The 12,836-nt window shown below is 63.3% G+C and carries 14 protein-coding genes; 10 read left to right on the top strand and 4 right to left on the bottom strand.

Going from position 1 to position 12,836, the window contains the following annotated elements; all coding sequences use genetic code 11:
- The first annotated feature begins 111 nt into the window (after positions 1–111).
- Genes EOA38_RS13925 through EOA38_RS13910 form a run of 4 tightly spaced genes read left to right on the top strand, consistent with a single transcriptional unit; the run spans position 112 to position 3,647 of the window.
- A complete protein-coding gene (locus EOA38_RS13925) occupies positions 112–1,362 on the top strand; it encodes a Zn-dependent hydrolase (protein ID WP_127299439.1) in 1,251 nt (416 codons plus the stop codon).
- Positions 1,363–1,365: 3 nt separating this feature from the next.
- On the top strand, positions 1,366–1,758 hold the full coding sequence (locus tag EOA38_RS13920) for a hypothetical protein (protein ID WP_126093039.1): 393 nt from the start codon (positions 1,366–1,368) through the stop codon (positions 1,756–1,758).
- Positions 1,759–1,815: 57 nt separating this feature from the next.
- Entirely contained in the window at positions 1,816–3,267 is a 1,452-nt protein-coding gene (gene hydA, locus EOA38_RS13915; RefSeq protein ID WP_126093040.1) for a dihydropyrimidinase, read from the top strand.
- Positions 3,268–3,269: 2 nt separating this feature from the next.
- A complete protein-coding gene (locus EOA38_RS13910; protein ID WP_189349979.1) occupies positions 3,270–3,647 on the top strand; it encodes a hypothetical protein in 378 nt (125 codons plus the stop codon).
- Positions 3,648–3,790: 143 nt separating this feature from the next.
- On the opposite strand, the gene EOA38_RS13905 is transcribed toward EOA38_RS13910, so the two are convergent.
- Positions 3,791–4,201, bottom strand: a complete 411-nt coding sequence (locus EOA38_RS13905) for a cupin domain-containing protein (protein ID WP_189349981.1) — start codon at positions 4,199–4,201, stop codon at positions 3,791–3,793.
- 113 nt (positions 4,202–4,314) lie between these two features.
- Between EOA38_RS13905 and EOA38_RS13900 the strand changes: the two genes are divergently transcribed.
- From EOA38_RS13900 to EOA38_RS13880, 4 genes are all read left to right on the top strand, one after another.
- Entirely contained in the window at positions 4,315–5,106 is a 792-nt protein-coding gene (locus EOA38_RS13900) for an ABC transporter ATP-binding protein (protein ID WP_126093043.1), read from the top strand.
- Positions 5,107–5,454: 348 nt separating this feature from the next.
- Entirely contained in the window at positions 5,455–6,333 is an 879-nt protein-coding gene (locus EOA38_RS13890) for an ABC transporter permease (RefSeq protein WP_126093044.1), read from the top strand.
- The gene (locus tag EOA38_RS13885; RefSeq protein WP_126093045.1) at positions 6,330–7,484 is read left to right on the top strand and encodes an ABC transporter permease; all 1,155 of its coding nucleotides are present in this window, start codon (positions 6,330–6,332) and stop codon (positions 7,482–7,484) included. The genes EOA38_RS13890 and EOA38_RS13885 overlap by 4 nt, the downstream gene beginning before the upstream one ends.
- A 39-nt stretch (positions 7,485–7,523) precedes the next feature.
- Complete coding sequence (locus EOA38_RS13880; protein ID WP_126093046.1) at positions 7,524–8,495, top strand: ABC transporter substrate-binding protein; 972 nt, start codon at positions 7,524–7,526, stop codon at positions 8,493–8,495.
- 39 nt (positions 8,496–8,534) lie between these two features.
- On the opposite strand, the gene EOA38_RS13875 is transcribed toward EOA38_RS13880, so the two are convergent.
- Positions 8,535–8,993 carry an Lrp/AsnC family transcriptional regulator gene (locus tag EOA38_RS13875; RefSeq protein ID WP_126093047.1) on the bottom strand — a complete coding sequence of 153 codons (459 nt, stop codon included), beginning with the start codon at positions 8,991–8,993 and terminating at the stop codon, positions 8,535–8,537.
- Positions 8,994–9,116: 123 nt separating this feature from the next.
- On the opposite strand from EOA38_RS13875, the gene EOA38_RS13870 reads away from it, so the two are divergent.
- Entirely contained in the window at positions 9,117–10,400 is a 1,284-nt protein-coding gene (locus EOA38_RS13870) for a cystathionine gamma-synthase family protein (RefSeq protein ID WP_126093048.1), read from the top strand.
- A 163-nt stretch (positions 10,401–10,563) separates the two neighbouring features.
- Entirely contained in the window at positions 10,564–11,010 is a 447-nt protein-coding gene (locus EOA38_RS13865; protein WP_126093049.1) for a CHRD domain-containing protein, read from the top strand.
- 50 nt (positions 11,011–11,060) lie between these two features.
- Here EOA38_RS13865 and EOA38_RS13860 read toward each other — a convergent pair whose 3' ends face one another.
- Both EOA38_RS13860 and EOA38_RS13855 read right to left on the bottom strand, forming a co-directional pair.
- Positions 11,061–12,620, bottom strand: a complete 1,560-nt coding sequence (locus EOA38_RS13860) for a thiamine pyrophosphate-binding protein (RefSeq protein ID WP_127299438.1) — start codon at positions 12,618–12,620, stop codon at positions 11,061–11,063.
- Positions 12,617–12,836: CoA transferase (locus tag EOA38_RS13855; RefSeq protein ID WP_189434661.1), on the bottom strand; the 220-nt coding region annotated here is incomplete at its 5' end. The genes EOA38_RS13860 and EOA38_RS13855, both read right to left, overlap by 4 nt.

The following is a 12,836-nucleotide window of genomic DNA, read 5'->3' as shown; positions in this document are numbered from 1 at the left end:
CAGGTGGTCAAAGAGAAGGTCGCGCGCGTCGCGGGCGACCCCACCCGGCCGCTTCGCGGCCACCCTCCCCTCAAGGGGGAGGGGAACGCCGCGCAATTGAAGAGGTGTTGAATGGCCGCCCCCGGCGAGAATCTGCGAATCAATTCAGACCGTTTGTGGGATTCGATCATGGAGATGGCGAAGATCGGCCCCGGCGTTGCCGGCGGCAACAATCGCCAGACGCTCACCGATTCCGACAGAGAAGGCCGGGAGCTGTTCAAGTCCTGGTGCGATGAGGCCGGGCTCACCATGGGCGTGGACCAGATGGGCACCATGTTCATGACGCGGGCCGGCACCGATCCGGATGCGCTGCCGGTCTATGTCGGCTCCCACCTCGACACCCAGCCGACCGGCGGCAAATATGACGGCGTGCTCGGCGTGCTTTCCGGGCTCGAGGTCGTGCGCTCGCTCAACGATCTCGGCATCAAGACGAAACATCCGATCGTGGTCACCAACTGGACCAACGAAGAAGGCGCGCGCTTCGCGCCGGCCATGCTCGCCTCCGGCGTGTTCGCCGGCGTGCACACCCAGGAATACGCCTATGGCCGCAAGGATCTCGACGGTCTGACCTTCGGCGACGAGCTGAAGCGCATCGGCTGGGTGGGCGACGAAAAGGTCGGCGCTCGCAAGATGCATGCCTATTTCGAGTATCACATTGAGCAAGGGCCGATCCTCGAGGCCGAGAACAAGCAGATCGGCGTGGTGACCCACTGCCAGGGCCTGTGGTGGCTGGAGTTCACGCTGACCGGCAGGGAGGCGCATACCGGCTCGACGCCGATGAACATGCGCGTAAATGCCGGCCTTGCCATGGCGCGCATCCTGGAGATGGTGCAGACGGTCGCAATGGAGAGCCAGCCCGGCGCCGTCGGCGGTGTCGGCCAGATGAAGTTCTCGCCCAATTCCCGCAACGTTTTGCCCGGTACGGTGATCTTCACCGTCGACATCCGCTCGCCGGACCAGGCGAAGCTCGACGGCATGCGCGCCCGCATCGAGAAGGAAGCGCCGAAGATCTGCGAACCTCTCGGCGTCAAATGCTCCGTCGAGGCGGTCGGTCATTTCGATCCGGTGACCTTCGACCCGACGCTGGTCGGCCGCGTGCGCACCGCTGCCGAAAAGCTGGGCTACAGCCACATGAACATTATCTCCGGCGCCGGCCACGACGCCTGCTGGGCGGCCAAGGTCGCGCCAGCGACCATGGTCATGTGCCCCTGCGTCGGCGGGCTCAGCCACAACGAGGCCGAGGACATCTCCAAGGAATGGGCGGCGGCGGGCGCTGACGTCTTGTTCCACGCGGTGGTCGAGACGGCGGGGATTGTGGAGTGACTTATGGAAGGAAAGGACGATCTGGATTTTGATGCGCTGATCGCGTTCATTCATAGGGAGATCGACGAATACGACTATCCAGCGCTCATGAAAGATCGGACTGATTTGGTGGGGGTGCCTGTAGCTGAAGACGTCATCATAGGTGACCTTGCCCGATTTCGCTCGGCATTGGTTAAGCCCTACTGGATCGACGTGGATCGCCGTGACACCATCGCCGATCTGGAAAGTCGCACGCCGGTTGTCGAAAGATGCATCGTAGTGACAGATGATCGAGACGGTTACCTTTTGGCTTATGAGCCTCATAAGCAGGAGTTTCTTTTGGTAGACCGAATGGAAGATCGCCACGTCTCGATCGGCGTCCGAGGTGACGCGGTCGGTTGTTATCTGGCGATGTAAAGGTTGATGCGGCAGCGATCAGAAGAAGTCGCGCCGGCTTAAGAAGGGAACAAGAGAATGACCAAAGTCATCAAGAACGGCACCATCGTCACCGCCGACCGCACGTGGAAGGCCGACGTGGTGTTCAGCCACGGCAAGATCATCGCCATCGGGTCGGACCTGCACGGCGACCATGAGTTCGACGCCACCGGCTGTTATGTCATGCCGGGCGGCATCGATCCGCACACCCATCTCGAAATGCCTTTCATGGGCACCTATTCGGCCGACGATTTCGAGTCCGGCACGCGCGCGGCGCTCTCCGGCGGCACGACCATGGTGGTCGATTTCTGCCTGCCGGCGCCGCAGCAGTCGCTGCTCGAAGCGCTGCAGATGTGGGACAACAAGACGTCGAAGGCGGCTTGCGACTATTCCTTCCACATGGCGATCACCTGGTGGGGCAAGCAGGTGTTCGACGAGATGGCGACCGTCGTCGACAGGGGCATCACCTCGTTCAAGCACTTCATGGCCTACAAGGGCGCGCTGATGGTCGACGACGACGAGATGTACGCGTCGTTCCAGCGCTGCGCCGATCTCGGCGCGCTGCCGCTGGTGCACGCCGAGAACGGCGATGTGGTCGCAGCCCTTTCGCAGAAGCTGCTTGCAGCCGGCAACAACGGCCCTGAAGGGCATGCCTATTCGCGCCCGCCGGAGGTGGAAGGCGAGGCCACAAATCGCGCCATCATGATCGCCGACATGGCCGGCGTTCCGCTCTATGTCGTGCATGTCTCCTGCGAACAGAGCCATGAAGCCATCCGCCGCGCGCGGCAGAAGGGCATGCGCGTCTTCGGCGAGCCGCTGATCCAGCATCTGACGCTCGACGAGAGCGAATATTTCAACAAGGACTGGGATCATGCGGCGCGCCGCGTGATGAGCCCGCCCTTCCGCAGCAAGTGGCACCAGGATTCGCTGTGGGCAGGCCTGCAGGCCGGCTCGCTGCAGGTGGTGGCGACCGACCACTGCTCCTTCACCACCAAACAGAAGCGCAACGGCGTCGGCGACTTCACCAAGATCCCGAACGGCACAGGAGGTCTCGAAGATCGTTTGCCCATCCTGTGGACCGCCGGCGTCAACACCGGGCGGCTGACGATGAACGAGTTCGTCGCGGTGACCTCGACCAACATCGCCAAGATCCTCAACATGTATCCGAAGAAGGGCGCGATCGTCGAAGGCGCGGACGCCGACATCGTTGTCTGGGACCCGAAGCGCAAGAAGACGATCTCGGCCAAGAAGCAGCAGTCGGTGATCGACTACAACGTCTTCGAAGGTTTTGAGGTGACGGGCCTGCCGCGCTTCGTCTTCTCGCGCGGCGAGCTCTCGATCGAAGAGTCCGACATCAAGGCCAAGATCGGGCACGGCGAGTTTGTCGCCCGTGAGCCGAACGCAGCGGTCAACCGGGCGCTGTCGACCTGGAAGGAGATCAGCGCACCACGCAAGGTGGAGCGCTCCGGCATTCCGGCGACCGGAGTTTGAGCGTGCGGGCTCTCTATCTTGCAATCGCGGCTGCCTCGCTGCTGACCGCAGGTTCGGCCTTTGCTGCCGGCATCGACCTCAGCAAGCCATACGGCGACAAGTATGGCTGTATCAACAGAAACGGCCAGGAAGTTGCCGCCGATCAGATGCTGCTTCTGACCGACAAGGAGCTGATCACTGCGGCCAGCGCCTGCACCTTCAGCGACAAGCAGGCGCAGGCCGATGGTTCGCTTGTGGTGACCGCAAAATGTGAGGCGGAAGGCGAAGAGGGGCAGTCGCCGACAAAGTTCATCATCAAGCGCAGCAAAAAGAATGCAAAGAAGCTCGTGGTGACCGACGAGGACGGCAATACGATGGGCGAAGTCTCCCGGTGCAAATGACGCTTGGAGTTTTTCCCTCGATTCAGAAGCGAGACAGCATTTGTGCGACGCCAAGCGATTCCGCTTGGCTGCAAAATGCCCTATCTCTTTGTTTTTGCGCAATTCCGGACGGAAAACCGTTACACACTTTTCCTGGAATTGCCCTAGGCAACCAGCGCATCCAGTTCCGGCAGCAGGACCACGCTTTCCTGCTCGTTGGGATCGGTGCGGGCAATGACGGCCGAAGCGGGCGCGCCGCTCAGATTGGCGGGCAGATGCGGCACGCCGGCCGGAATGTAGAAGAGGTCGCCGGCCTTGACGACAATGTGGTGCTCGAGCCGGTCGCCATACCAGGTGTGAACCTCTCCGGAGAGCACATAGATCGCGGTCTCGTGGCTCTCATGCATGTGCGCCTTGGCGCGGGCGCCCGGCGGCATGGTGAGAAGATGCATGCAAATGCCGGAGGAGCCGACGGTTTCGGCGGCGATGCCGGCGAAGTAGCTCAAGCCTTGCTTGCCTTCATAAGTGCTTTCGGGGCGAATAAGATGACATGTGGGTTTAGGCGACATCGGCAAGGCTCCGGGCGGCGTCGATCAGTTGGGACAGGACGAGTGGAAAGCAACATAAACGCAAAATCAACCGGATTCCGGCCGGCGCGGCAGCGGCTGCGAAAGGCAGGTTTCTGCCAATGACCGGACCGTCGCCAGCCGTCGTTTCGGCAAGCAAGCTTGGCCTCACCTTCCAGACCAATGACGGTCCGGTGCAGGCGCTGTCCAATGTCGATCTGACCATCGGCAAGGGCGAGTTCGTCTCCTTCATCGGCCCCTCCGGCTGCGGCAAGACCACCTTGCTGCGCGTCATCGCCGATCTGGAGAAGCCGACCTCGGGAACGATCTCCGTCAACGGGATTTCGCCGGAGCAGGCGCGCGAGAAGCGCGCTTACGGTTACGTCTTCCAGGCAGCAGCTCTGTTCCCTTGGCGGACGATCGAGCGCAACGTGGCGTTGCCGTTGGAAATCATGGGCCTTGGCCAGGCCGAGCAGGCGGAGCGCATCAAGCGCACGCTCGAACTCGTCAACCTCTCCGGCTTCGAGAAGAAATATCCCTGGCAGCTTTCCGGCGGCATGCAGCAACGCGCCTCGATCGCGCGTGCGCTCGCCTTCGATGCAGACCTGCTCTTGATGGACGAGCCGTTCGGCGCGCTCGACGAGATCGTGCGCGACCATCTGAACGAGCAGCTTCTCGAGCTGTGGGGCCGGACCGACAAGACGATCTGCTTCGTCACCCATTCGATCCCCGAAGCGGTGTATCTGTCGACGCGTATCGTCGTGATGTCGCCGCGACCCGGCCGCGTCACCGATATCATCGAATCGACGCTGCCCCGGAAGCGGCCGCTCGATATTCGCGAGACGCCTGAATTCCTGGCGATCGCGGCGCGCGTGCGCGACGGGCTTCGGGCTGGGCACAGCTATGATGATTGAGGGGGCTCTTGAGCGGGCGGCCGCGCACCGCGATTTCGTCATCCTAGGGCGGAGCGACGCGAAGCGGAGCGCAGACCCTAGGATCCATGCCGTGATATCGGCCGAAGGGTCAAGACGGTGCAGAATTCCCGCTAGATGCCGCAAGGCGCAGAGAGCCCTGTTCTGCACCGCTGCGGAGCGGAGACGTAATGGCATGGATCCTAGGGTCTGCGCCGCGTCGCTTCGCTCCTTGCTCCGCCCTAGGATGACGAAAAGAACGGGTGCCGCGGCACCGAAAACGAAGGCGCCCGGCCTTCGCTTTGCTCCGGCCAGCCTCTCCCCGGCGGGGAGAGGAGGGGAGCGTCGCTGATGGACAGCTTCCGCTCCAAGATCATCCCGGTGACCACCATTCTCGCCGGAGTGGTGGTGATCTGGTATGTCTTCGCCGTCATCCTCAACGCGCCGTTCCAGCGCGACCTCGACCAGAGGGCCAACCAGACCCCCGGCACCGTCGAATTCATCGGCAAGACGCTGTCGCAGCCGAAGCCGACGCTGCCGGCGCCGCATCAGGTGGCGGTGAACTTCTTCGAGAACACCTTCCTGCGCAGCATCACCTCCAACCGCAGCCTCGTCTACAATGCTTGGGTGACGCTGTCCTCGACGCTGCTCGGCTTCGCCTTCGGCACGGCGCTCGGCATCGTGATTGCCGTCGGTATCGTGCATGTCACCACGCTCGACCGCAGCCTGATGCCGTGGATCATCGCCTCGCAGACTATCCCGATCCTGGCGGTGGCGCCGATGATCATCGTGGTGCTGGCGGCCATCGGCATCACCGGGCTGATCCCCAAGGCGCTGATCTCTACCTATCTCTCCTTCTTCCCGGTCGCCGTCGGCATGGTGAAGGGCCTGCGCTCGCCCGAGATCATGCATCTGGACCTGATGCACACCTATAATGCCAGCCGGTCCCAGACCTTCTGGAAGCTGAGGGTGCCGGCATCGGTGCCATTCCTGTTCACCTCGATGAAGGTAGCGGTGGCGGCGAGCCTGGTCGGCGCCATCGTCGGCGAACTGCCGACAGGCGCGGTCGCCGGCATCGGCGCCAAGCTGCTTTCCGGCGCTTACTACAGCCAGACCATCGACATCTGGTCGGCGCTGGTCGCGGGCTCGGTGGTCGCGGCGCTGCTGGTCATGGTGGTCGGTATCGCCGGCCGCCTGGTCGACCACGCCATGGGCGGGAGGCCGGCATGACCTGGCTGAAACCATCCTGGCAATCGGTGCTGGCGATCCTCTTTTGCCTTATCGCCTTCGCGCTCGGCGCGATGTCGAAACCGGAAGCGGCCGCAATGGCAGAGCCGACCGCGACGATCGCTTACCCGTATATGGGCACGAAGGGCTTGATTCTCGGGCTGCTGCTGATCGCGGCGCTGGTCTCGACCATACGGATCGCGACGCTCGTTGAAGCCATCGTTCTCTTCATCGGTGCCCATATCGCCGCCTGGCTGCTGATCAAAGGCATAGGCGGCTTCGAGGGGACGGCGCTGGCGCCCTATTTCCTCGCTCTCGCCGCAGCCTGGCTGGTTGCCTGGCGCTGCGTCGCTTTGCTGTCCTCCTTACGGCCTGCCATGAGCGGCGCGAAAACCGCGCTCCGACTGATCATCCCGGCGATCTTCGGGGCCTGGATCCTGATCATCTGGGAAGCGGTGACGCGGGGTGCCGGCATCCCGTTCATCCTGCTGCCGCCGCCGAGCGCGATCGGCGCGCGCATCGCCAGCTCGCTGCCGATCCTGGGATCGGATGTGCGGCAGACGATCTTCAAGGCGGTGCTGATCGGCTACATCGTCGGCAACCTCGCCGGCTTCGTCGTCGCCATTCTCGCCGACCGCGTGCCGTTCCTGCGGCGCGGACTCCTGCCGATCGGCAACATGGTGTCGGCGCTGCCGATCATCGGCGTCGCGCCGATCATGGTGATGTGGTTCGGTTTCGACTGGCCGTCCAAGGCGGCGGTCGTCATCATCATGACCTTCTTCCCGATGCTGGTGAATACCGTCGCCGGGCTCGCCGCCTCCGGCCACATGGAGCGCGATTTGATGCGCACTTATGCTTCCGGGTATTGGCCGACCTTGCTGAAGCTCAGGCTGCCGGCGGCAATGCCGTTCATCTTCAACGCGCTGAAGATCAACTCGACGCTGGCGCTGATCGGCGCCATCGTCGCGGAGTTCTTCGGCACGCCGGTTGTCGGCATGGGATTCCGCATTTCGACGGAAGTCGGGCGGATGAACATCGACATGGTTTGGGCCGAAATCGCAGTTGCAGCACTGGCGGGTTCGGTCTTTTATGGCGTGGTCGCTCTTATCGAGAGAGCCATCACGTTTTGGCATCCCTCTGTCCGTGGTGGATAGAGGGGGTGGGTTTGGGTGCTAACTTCAGAGGGTAAAAATATGAAAAGACTTGTAGTTTCTGCTTTGGCCGGCGCGATGTCGCTGGCCGCTTTCCAGGCGATGGCCGCCGACAAGCTGACGCTGCAGCTGAAATGGGTCACGCAGGCCCAGTTCGCCGGCTACTATGTCGCCAAGGCCAAGGGCTTCTATGACGCCGAGGGCCTCGACGTCGACATCAAGCCGGGCGGCCCGGACATCGCGCCGGAGCAGGTGATCGCCGGCGGCGGCGCCGACGTGATCGTCGACTGGATGGGCGGCGCGCTCGCCGCGCGCGAGAAGGGCGTGCCGCTGGTCAACATCGCCCAGCCTTTCAAGAAGGCCGGCATGGAGCTGGTCTGCCCGAAGGACGGCCCGATCAAGACCGAAGCGGACTTCAAGGGCCATACGCTGGGCGTCTGGTTCTTCGGCAACGAATATCCGTTCTACGCCTGGATGAACAAGCTCGGCCTCAAGACCGAGGGCGGTCCGGACGGCGTCACCGTCCTGAAGCAGAGCTTCGACGTGCAGCCGCTGATCCAGAAGCAGGCGGACTGCATCTCGGTCATGACCTACAACGAATACTGGCAGCTGATCGACGCCGGCTACAAGCCGGAGCAGCTCACCGTCTTCAACTACTCGGCCATGGGCAACGACCTGCTCGAGGACGGGCTCTACGCGCTGGAAGACAAGCTCAAGGACCCCGCCTTCGAGGACAAGATGGTGCGCTTCGTGCGCGCTTCGATGAAGGGCTGGAAATACGCCGTCGACAATTCGGACGAGGCGGCCGGCATCGTCATGGACAATGGCGGCCAGGACGAGAACCACCAGAAGCGCATGATGGGCGAAGTCGCCAAGCTGGTCGACAATGCCGACGGCAAGCTCGATCCGGCGACCTACGAGCGCACCGCCAAGGCGCTGCTCGACCAGAAGATCATCGCCAAGGAGCCCTCTGGCGCCTACACGACCGCTATCACCGACAAGGCGATCAAGTAAGCCTGTCACGCAATTTATTCTGATCTTGAGAACGGCGCCTCAGAGGCGCCGTTCCTTTATGGTGTTCATAACGAAGCTGGTCTCGATCGAGGCGACGCATTTCAGCCGCGCGATCTTTTCCTTGATGAAGCGCTCGTACTGTTCGAGGCTTCCTGCCACGACCTTCAGCACATAGTCGCGCGAGCCAGTGACGAGGTGGCATTCCAGAACCTCTTCCCAGCCGCGGATCGCTTCCTCGAACATGACGATCTCGTCCTCGTTCTGGCGGCTGAGCCGGATGGTGGCGATGGCGACCATGCCCCAGCCGAAAGCGGCCGGATCGACCAGCGCGGTATAGCCCCTGATAACGCCGGCTTCCTCCAGCCGCCGCACGCGCCTCAGGCAGGGCGACGGCGACAGACCGATCCGCTCGGCAAGCTCGTTGTTGGTGATGCGGGCGTCGGCTTGCAGTTCACGCAGGATCTTGCGGTCGAAATCGTCGGCTATCTTCTGCTGCACTTTTGGCATCTCCAGGCAATATATTGCGGGAATGCAGCCACGGGAGCCCAAAAATAGCAAGGACTGCATGATGAGGATCGCATAAATTGCGACGGAATAACTCCTCGAACAGCAGGAAAAGCCATGACCGCGCCGCGCCCTTCGAAAACCCATATCGGCAACCACAAGCTCCATCCGGAGACGCTGATGCTGAGCTATGGCTTCGATCCGCAGCTTTCGGAGGGCGCCGTCAAGCCGCCGGTGTTCCTCACCTCGACCTTCGTGTTCAAATCGGCGGAAGAGGGACGCGACTTCTTCGACTACACTTCCGGCCGCAAGGAACCTCCGAGCGGCACGGCGTCCGGTCTGGTCTATTCGCGCTTCAACCATCCCAACAGCGAGATCGTCGAGGACCGGCTGGCGATCTATGAGGGGACGGACGCCTGCATCCTGTTCTCGTCCGGCATGTCGGCGATCGCGACGACGCTTTTCGCCTATGCTCGCCCGGGTGACGCCATCCTGCATTCGCAGCCGCTTTATGGCGGCACGGAGACGCTTCTGACGCGCACGCTCACCGGCTTCGGCATCGAGGCCGTCGGCTTCGCGGACGGCGTCGACGAGGCGGCGGTGCGCGTGGCTGCCGACACGGCCGTCGGCAATGGCCGCGTGTCAGTCATCCTGATCGAGACGCCGTCAAATCCGACCAACAGCCTTGTCGACATTGCGCTGATGCGCAGGATCGCCGACGAGATCGGCGCCCGGCAAGGAACGACGCCGATCATCGTCTGCGACAACACGCTACTCGGCCCGGTATTCCAGAGGCCCATCGAACACGGGGCCGATGTTTCGGTCTATTCGCTGACCAAATATGTCGGCGGCCATTCCGACCTGATCGCGGGTGCCGCGATGGGCAGCAAGGCGGTCACCAAGCCGATCAAGGCGCTGCGGGGGGCGATCGGCACGCAGCTCGACCCGCATTCCTGCTGGATGCTCGGCCGCTCGCTGGAAACGCTGTCGATCCGCATGGAGCGGGCGAACGACAACGCCCGCCTGGTCGCTGAATTCCTGCGCGACCATCCCAAGGTCGAGAAGGTGCACTATCTGCCGTTCGTGGGCGAGGACACTCCGGCAGGCCGCACCTACCGGGCGCAATGCAGTGGCGCCGGCTCGACGTTCTCCTTCGACATTCGCGGCGGGCAGAAGGCGGCCTTTGCCTTTCTCAACAGCCTGCAGATCTTCAAGTTGGCGGTAAGCCTCGGCGGGACGGAATCGCTGGCCAGCCATCCGGCGGCCATGACCCATTCCGGCATCCCCTACGACGTGCGCCAGCGCATCGGCGTGCTTGAGACCACAGTCAGGCTGTCTATCGGTGTCGAGCACCCGGATGATCTGATCGCCGATCTGACGCAAGCGCTGGCGGCCGTATAATCGTTGCCTTTACGGAATCCAGAAGGGGGCAAGCGACCGCCCCTTTTCCTTAGTGCCGGTAAAATATGCGTGTGCCGGGATACATCGCGCCGTTCAGCCGTTGAATTGACGCATCCGCGCGCTGGGGGGCCGTGGGGGATGCTGCAATCAACGGAGGTTCTTCATGCGCATCCTATCCTTGCCGATGCTTTCGGCGCTCGCCGTTTCGACCGCGTTCCTGCTCTCATCGCCGGCCATGGCCGACGTTGTGAAGTACAAGGCAACGCTGGATGGCAGCCAGCAGAACCCGCCCGTAACCACCAAAGGCAAGGGGACTGCCACACTCACCTTTGACACCACCAAGAAGAAGCTCAGCTGGAACGTCAAATATTCCGGTCTCAGCGGGCCGGCGTCGGGGGCCCACATTCACGGCCCGGCGGCCAAGGGTGAAAACGCGGATCCCGTAATCCCGTTCAAGAAGCTCAAGAGCCCGATCAAAGGCTCGGCGACGCTGACGGATGCCCAGGCCACCGACCTGGAGGCCGGCAAATATTACGTCAACGTCCATACAGCCGCTAACCCGGACGGCGAGATCCGAGGACAGATCGAGAAGGCGGCCGGAGCGATGTAGCAGTCTTTCCGCCGGCAGAAAGAGGCGGGCAACCGCCTCGTTCTGCCGGGTCATGATTTGTCGCGGATCTGCGTCAGCGTGCGGGTCGGCGTGATCGCCTCGGGATCGAGCCTGATCTCGACGATCGCCGGCTTGCCGCTGGCGCGCGCGCGTTCGAAGGCAGGCGCGAAGTCCTCGGTCCTTTCGACCGTCTCGCCATGGCCGCCATAGGCGCGGGCAAGCGCGGCGAAGTCGGGGTTCCTGAGGTCGGTAGCGATGACGCGGCTCGGATATTCCCGCTCCTGGTGCATGCGGATCGTGCCGTAGATGCCGTTGTTGACCACGATGACGATGATCGGCAGGTCGTATTGCACGGCGGTCGCCGGAGTGCCGTAGCCCATCGATCCGGATGTCGGGGCCGCCTGCGTGCCGAAGCGGCGAAAGCGGTGGAAGCGATGCACCCAGGTCGTGTAATTGCCGGCGCCGTTGGTGAGGATGGCGTCCTCCGGCAGCGCCTTTTCCAGATAGTTCATGATCGGCCCCATCTGGACGGCGCCGGGCCCGGTCTCAGGGGGCGTCGACCATTCGAGATAGGCGGCGTGTGCTTTTGCCGTCTCATTTGCCCAGGATGGCGTGCCGGCCGGCTTGCGCTTGGCGAAAGCCTCGACGAAGGCCGAGGGCGAGGCGTTGATCGCCAGCGTCGGCCGGTAGACGCGGCCGAGCTCGCCGGCGTCGGCATGGACATGCACCAGCGCCTGGTCGGGGTATGGGCTCTTCAGCAGCGTGTAGTCGGACGACGACATCTCGCTCATGCGGCCGCCGATCAGAAGCACGACGTCGGCCGCCTTGATCTGCGCCGCCAGCTTCGGGTTGATGCCGATGCCGACATCGCCGGCGTAGTTCTGATGAAGATGGTCGAAAAGCATCTGGCGGCGGAAGGAGCAGCCCACGGGAAGCGACCACGTCTCGGCGATCGTGCGCATCCGCGCCACCACCTCCTCGTCCCAGCGCGTGCCGCCGAGAATGACGAACGGACGCTTGGCGCCGGTGAGCAGCATCTCCAGCGCGTCGAGCTCGGCCTCACCGGGGCGCGTCTCAACCGGCGTGTGCGCAAGTGCTACCGGCGCCTCGACCTCGCTGGTCAGCATGTCCTCGGGCAGCGAGACGACGACCGGGCCGGGGCGGCCCGATGTCGCCACCGCGAAAGCGCGGGTGACGAATTCCGGAATGCGCGAAGCGTCGTCGATCTCGACCACCCATTTGGCGATGTCGCCGAAGAAGCGCTTGTAGTCGACCTCCTGGAAGGCCTCGCGCTCCTTGGCGTGGCTGGCGACCTGGCCGATGAACAGGATCAGCGGCACCGAATCCTGCATGGCGATGTGGATGCCGGCCGAGGCGTTGGTGGCGCCGGGGCCGCGGGTGACGAAGCAGATGCCGGGCGTACCGGTCAGGCGCCCCTGGCAGTCGGCCATCATCGCCGCGCCGCCTTCCTGGCGGCAGACGATGGTGCGGATCGACGAGTCATGCAGCGCGTCGAGCACCGCCAGATAGGATTCGCCCGGCACGCAGAAGATGCGGTCGGTGCCGTTCGCCTCGAGCGCTTCGACGATCAATTGTCCGCCGGTCTTCATTTTGCTGCTCTCTCCAGTTCGGCAAGGATTTCTGCAGTGTGCTCGCCAAGACGCGGCGAGGGCCGCTCATAGACGAGCGGCGTGCCCGACATCACCATCGGCGCGCGCACCGACGGCAGTCGATTGCCATGGCCGTCGTCGAGGTCGAGCCGCATGCCGCGCGCGATCGCCTGCGGGTCGGCGAACATCTGGCCGATCGTGTTGATCGGGCTTGCC

The organism is Mesorhizobium sp. M1E.F.Ca.ET.041.01.1.1, assembly GCF_003997355.1.
In the GTDB taxonomy this organism is placed as follows: Bacteria; Pseudomonadota; Alphaproteobacteria; order Rhizobiales; family Rhizobiaceae; genus Mesorhizobium.
The sequence above is the reverse complement of the archived record's forward strand: the minus strand, read 5'-3'. Positions and strand labels throughout refer to the sequence as shown.

What these genes read in the sequence shown, in the direction of transcription:
- EOA38_RS13925 (WP_127299439.1), top strand. Translation starts at nt 112, where the DNA reads ATGGCCGCCCCCGGCGAGAATCTGCGAATCAATTCAGACCGTTTGTGG.
- EOA38_RS13920 (WP_126093039.1), top strand. Translation starts at nt 1,366, where the DNA reads ATGGAAGGAAAGGACGATCTGGATTTTGATGCGCTGATCGCGTTCATT.
- hydA (WP_126093040.1), top strand. Translation starts at nt 1,816, where the DNA reads ATGACCAAAGTCATCAAGAACGGCACCATCGTCACCGCCGACCGCACG.
- EOA38_RS13900 (WP_126093043.1), top strand. Translation starts at nt 4,315, where the DNA reads ATGACCGGACCGTCGCCAGCCGTCGTTTCGGCAAGCAAGCTTGGCCTC.
- EOA38_RS13890 (WP_126093044.1), top strand. Translation starts at nt 5,455, where the DNA reads ATGGACAGCTTCCGCTCCAAGATCATCCCGGTGACCACCATTCTCGCC.
- EOA38_RS13885 (WP_126093045.1), top strand. Translation starts at nt 6,330, where the DNA reads ATGACCTGGCTGAAACCATCCTGGCAATCGGTGCTGGCGATCCTCTTT.
- EOA38_RS13880 (WP_126093046.1), top strand. Translation starts at nt 7,524, where the DNA reads ATGAAAAGACTTGTAGTTTCTGCTTTGGCCGGCGCGATGTCGCTGGCC.
- EOA38_RS13870 (WP_126093048.1), top strand. Translation starts at nt 9,117, where the DNA reads ATGACCGCGCCGCGCCCTTCGAAAACCCATATCGGCAACCACAAGCTC.
- EOA38_RS13865 (WP_126093049.1), top strand. Translation starts at nt 10,564, where the DNA reads ATGCGCATCCTATCCTTGCCGATGCTTTCGGCGCTCGCCGTTTCGACC.
- EOA38_RS13860 (WP_127299438.1), bottom strand. Translation starts at nt 12,620, where the DNA reads ATGAAGACCGGCGGACAATTGATCGTCGAAGCGCTCGAGGCGAACGGC.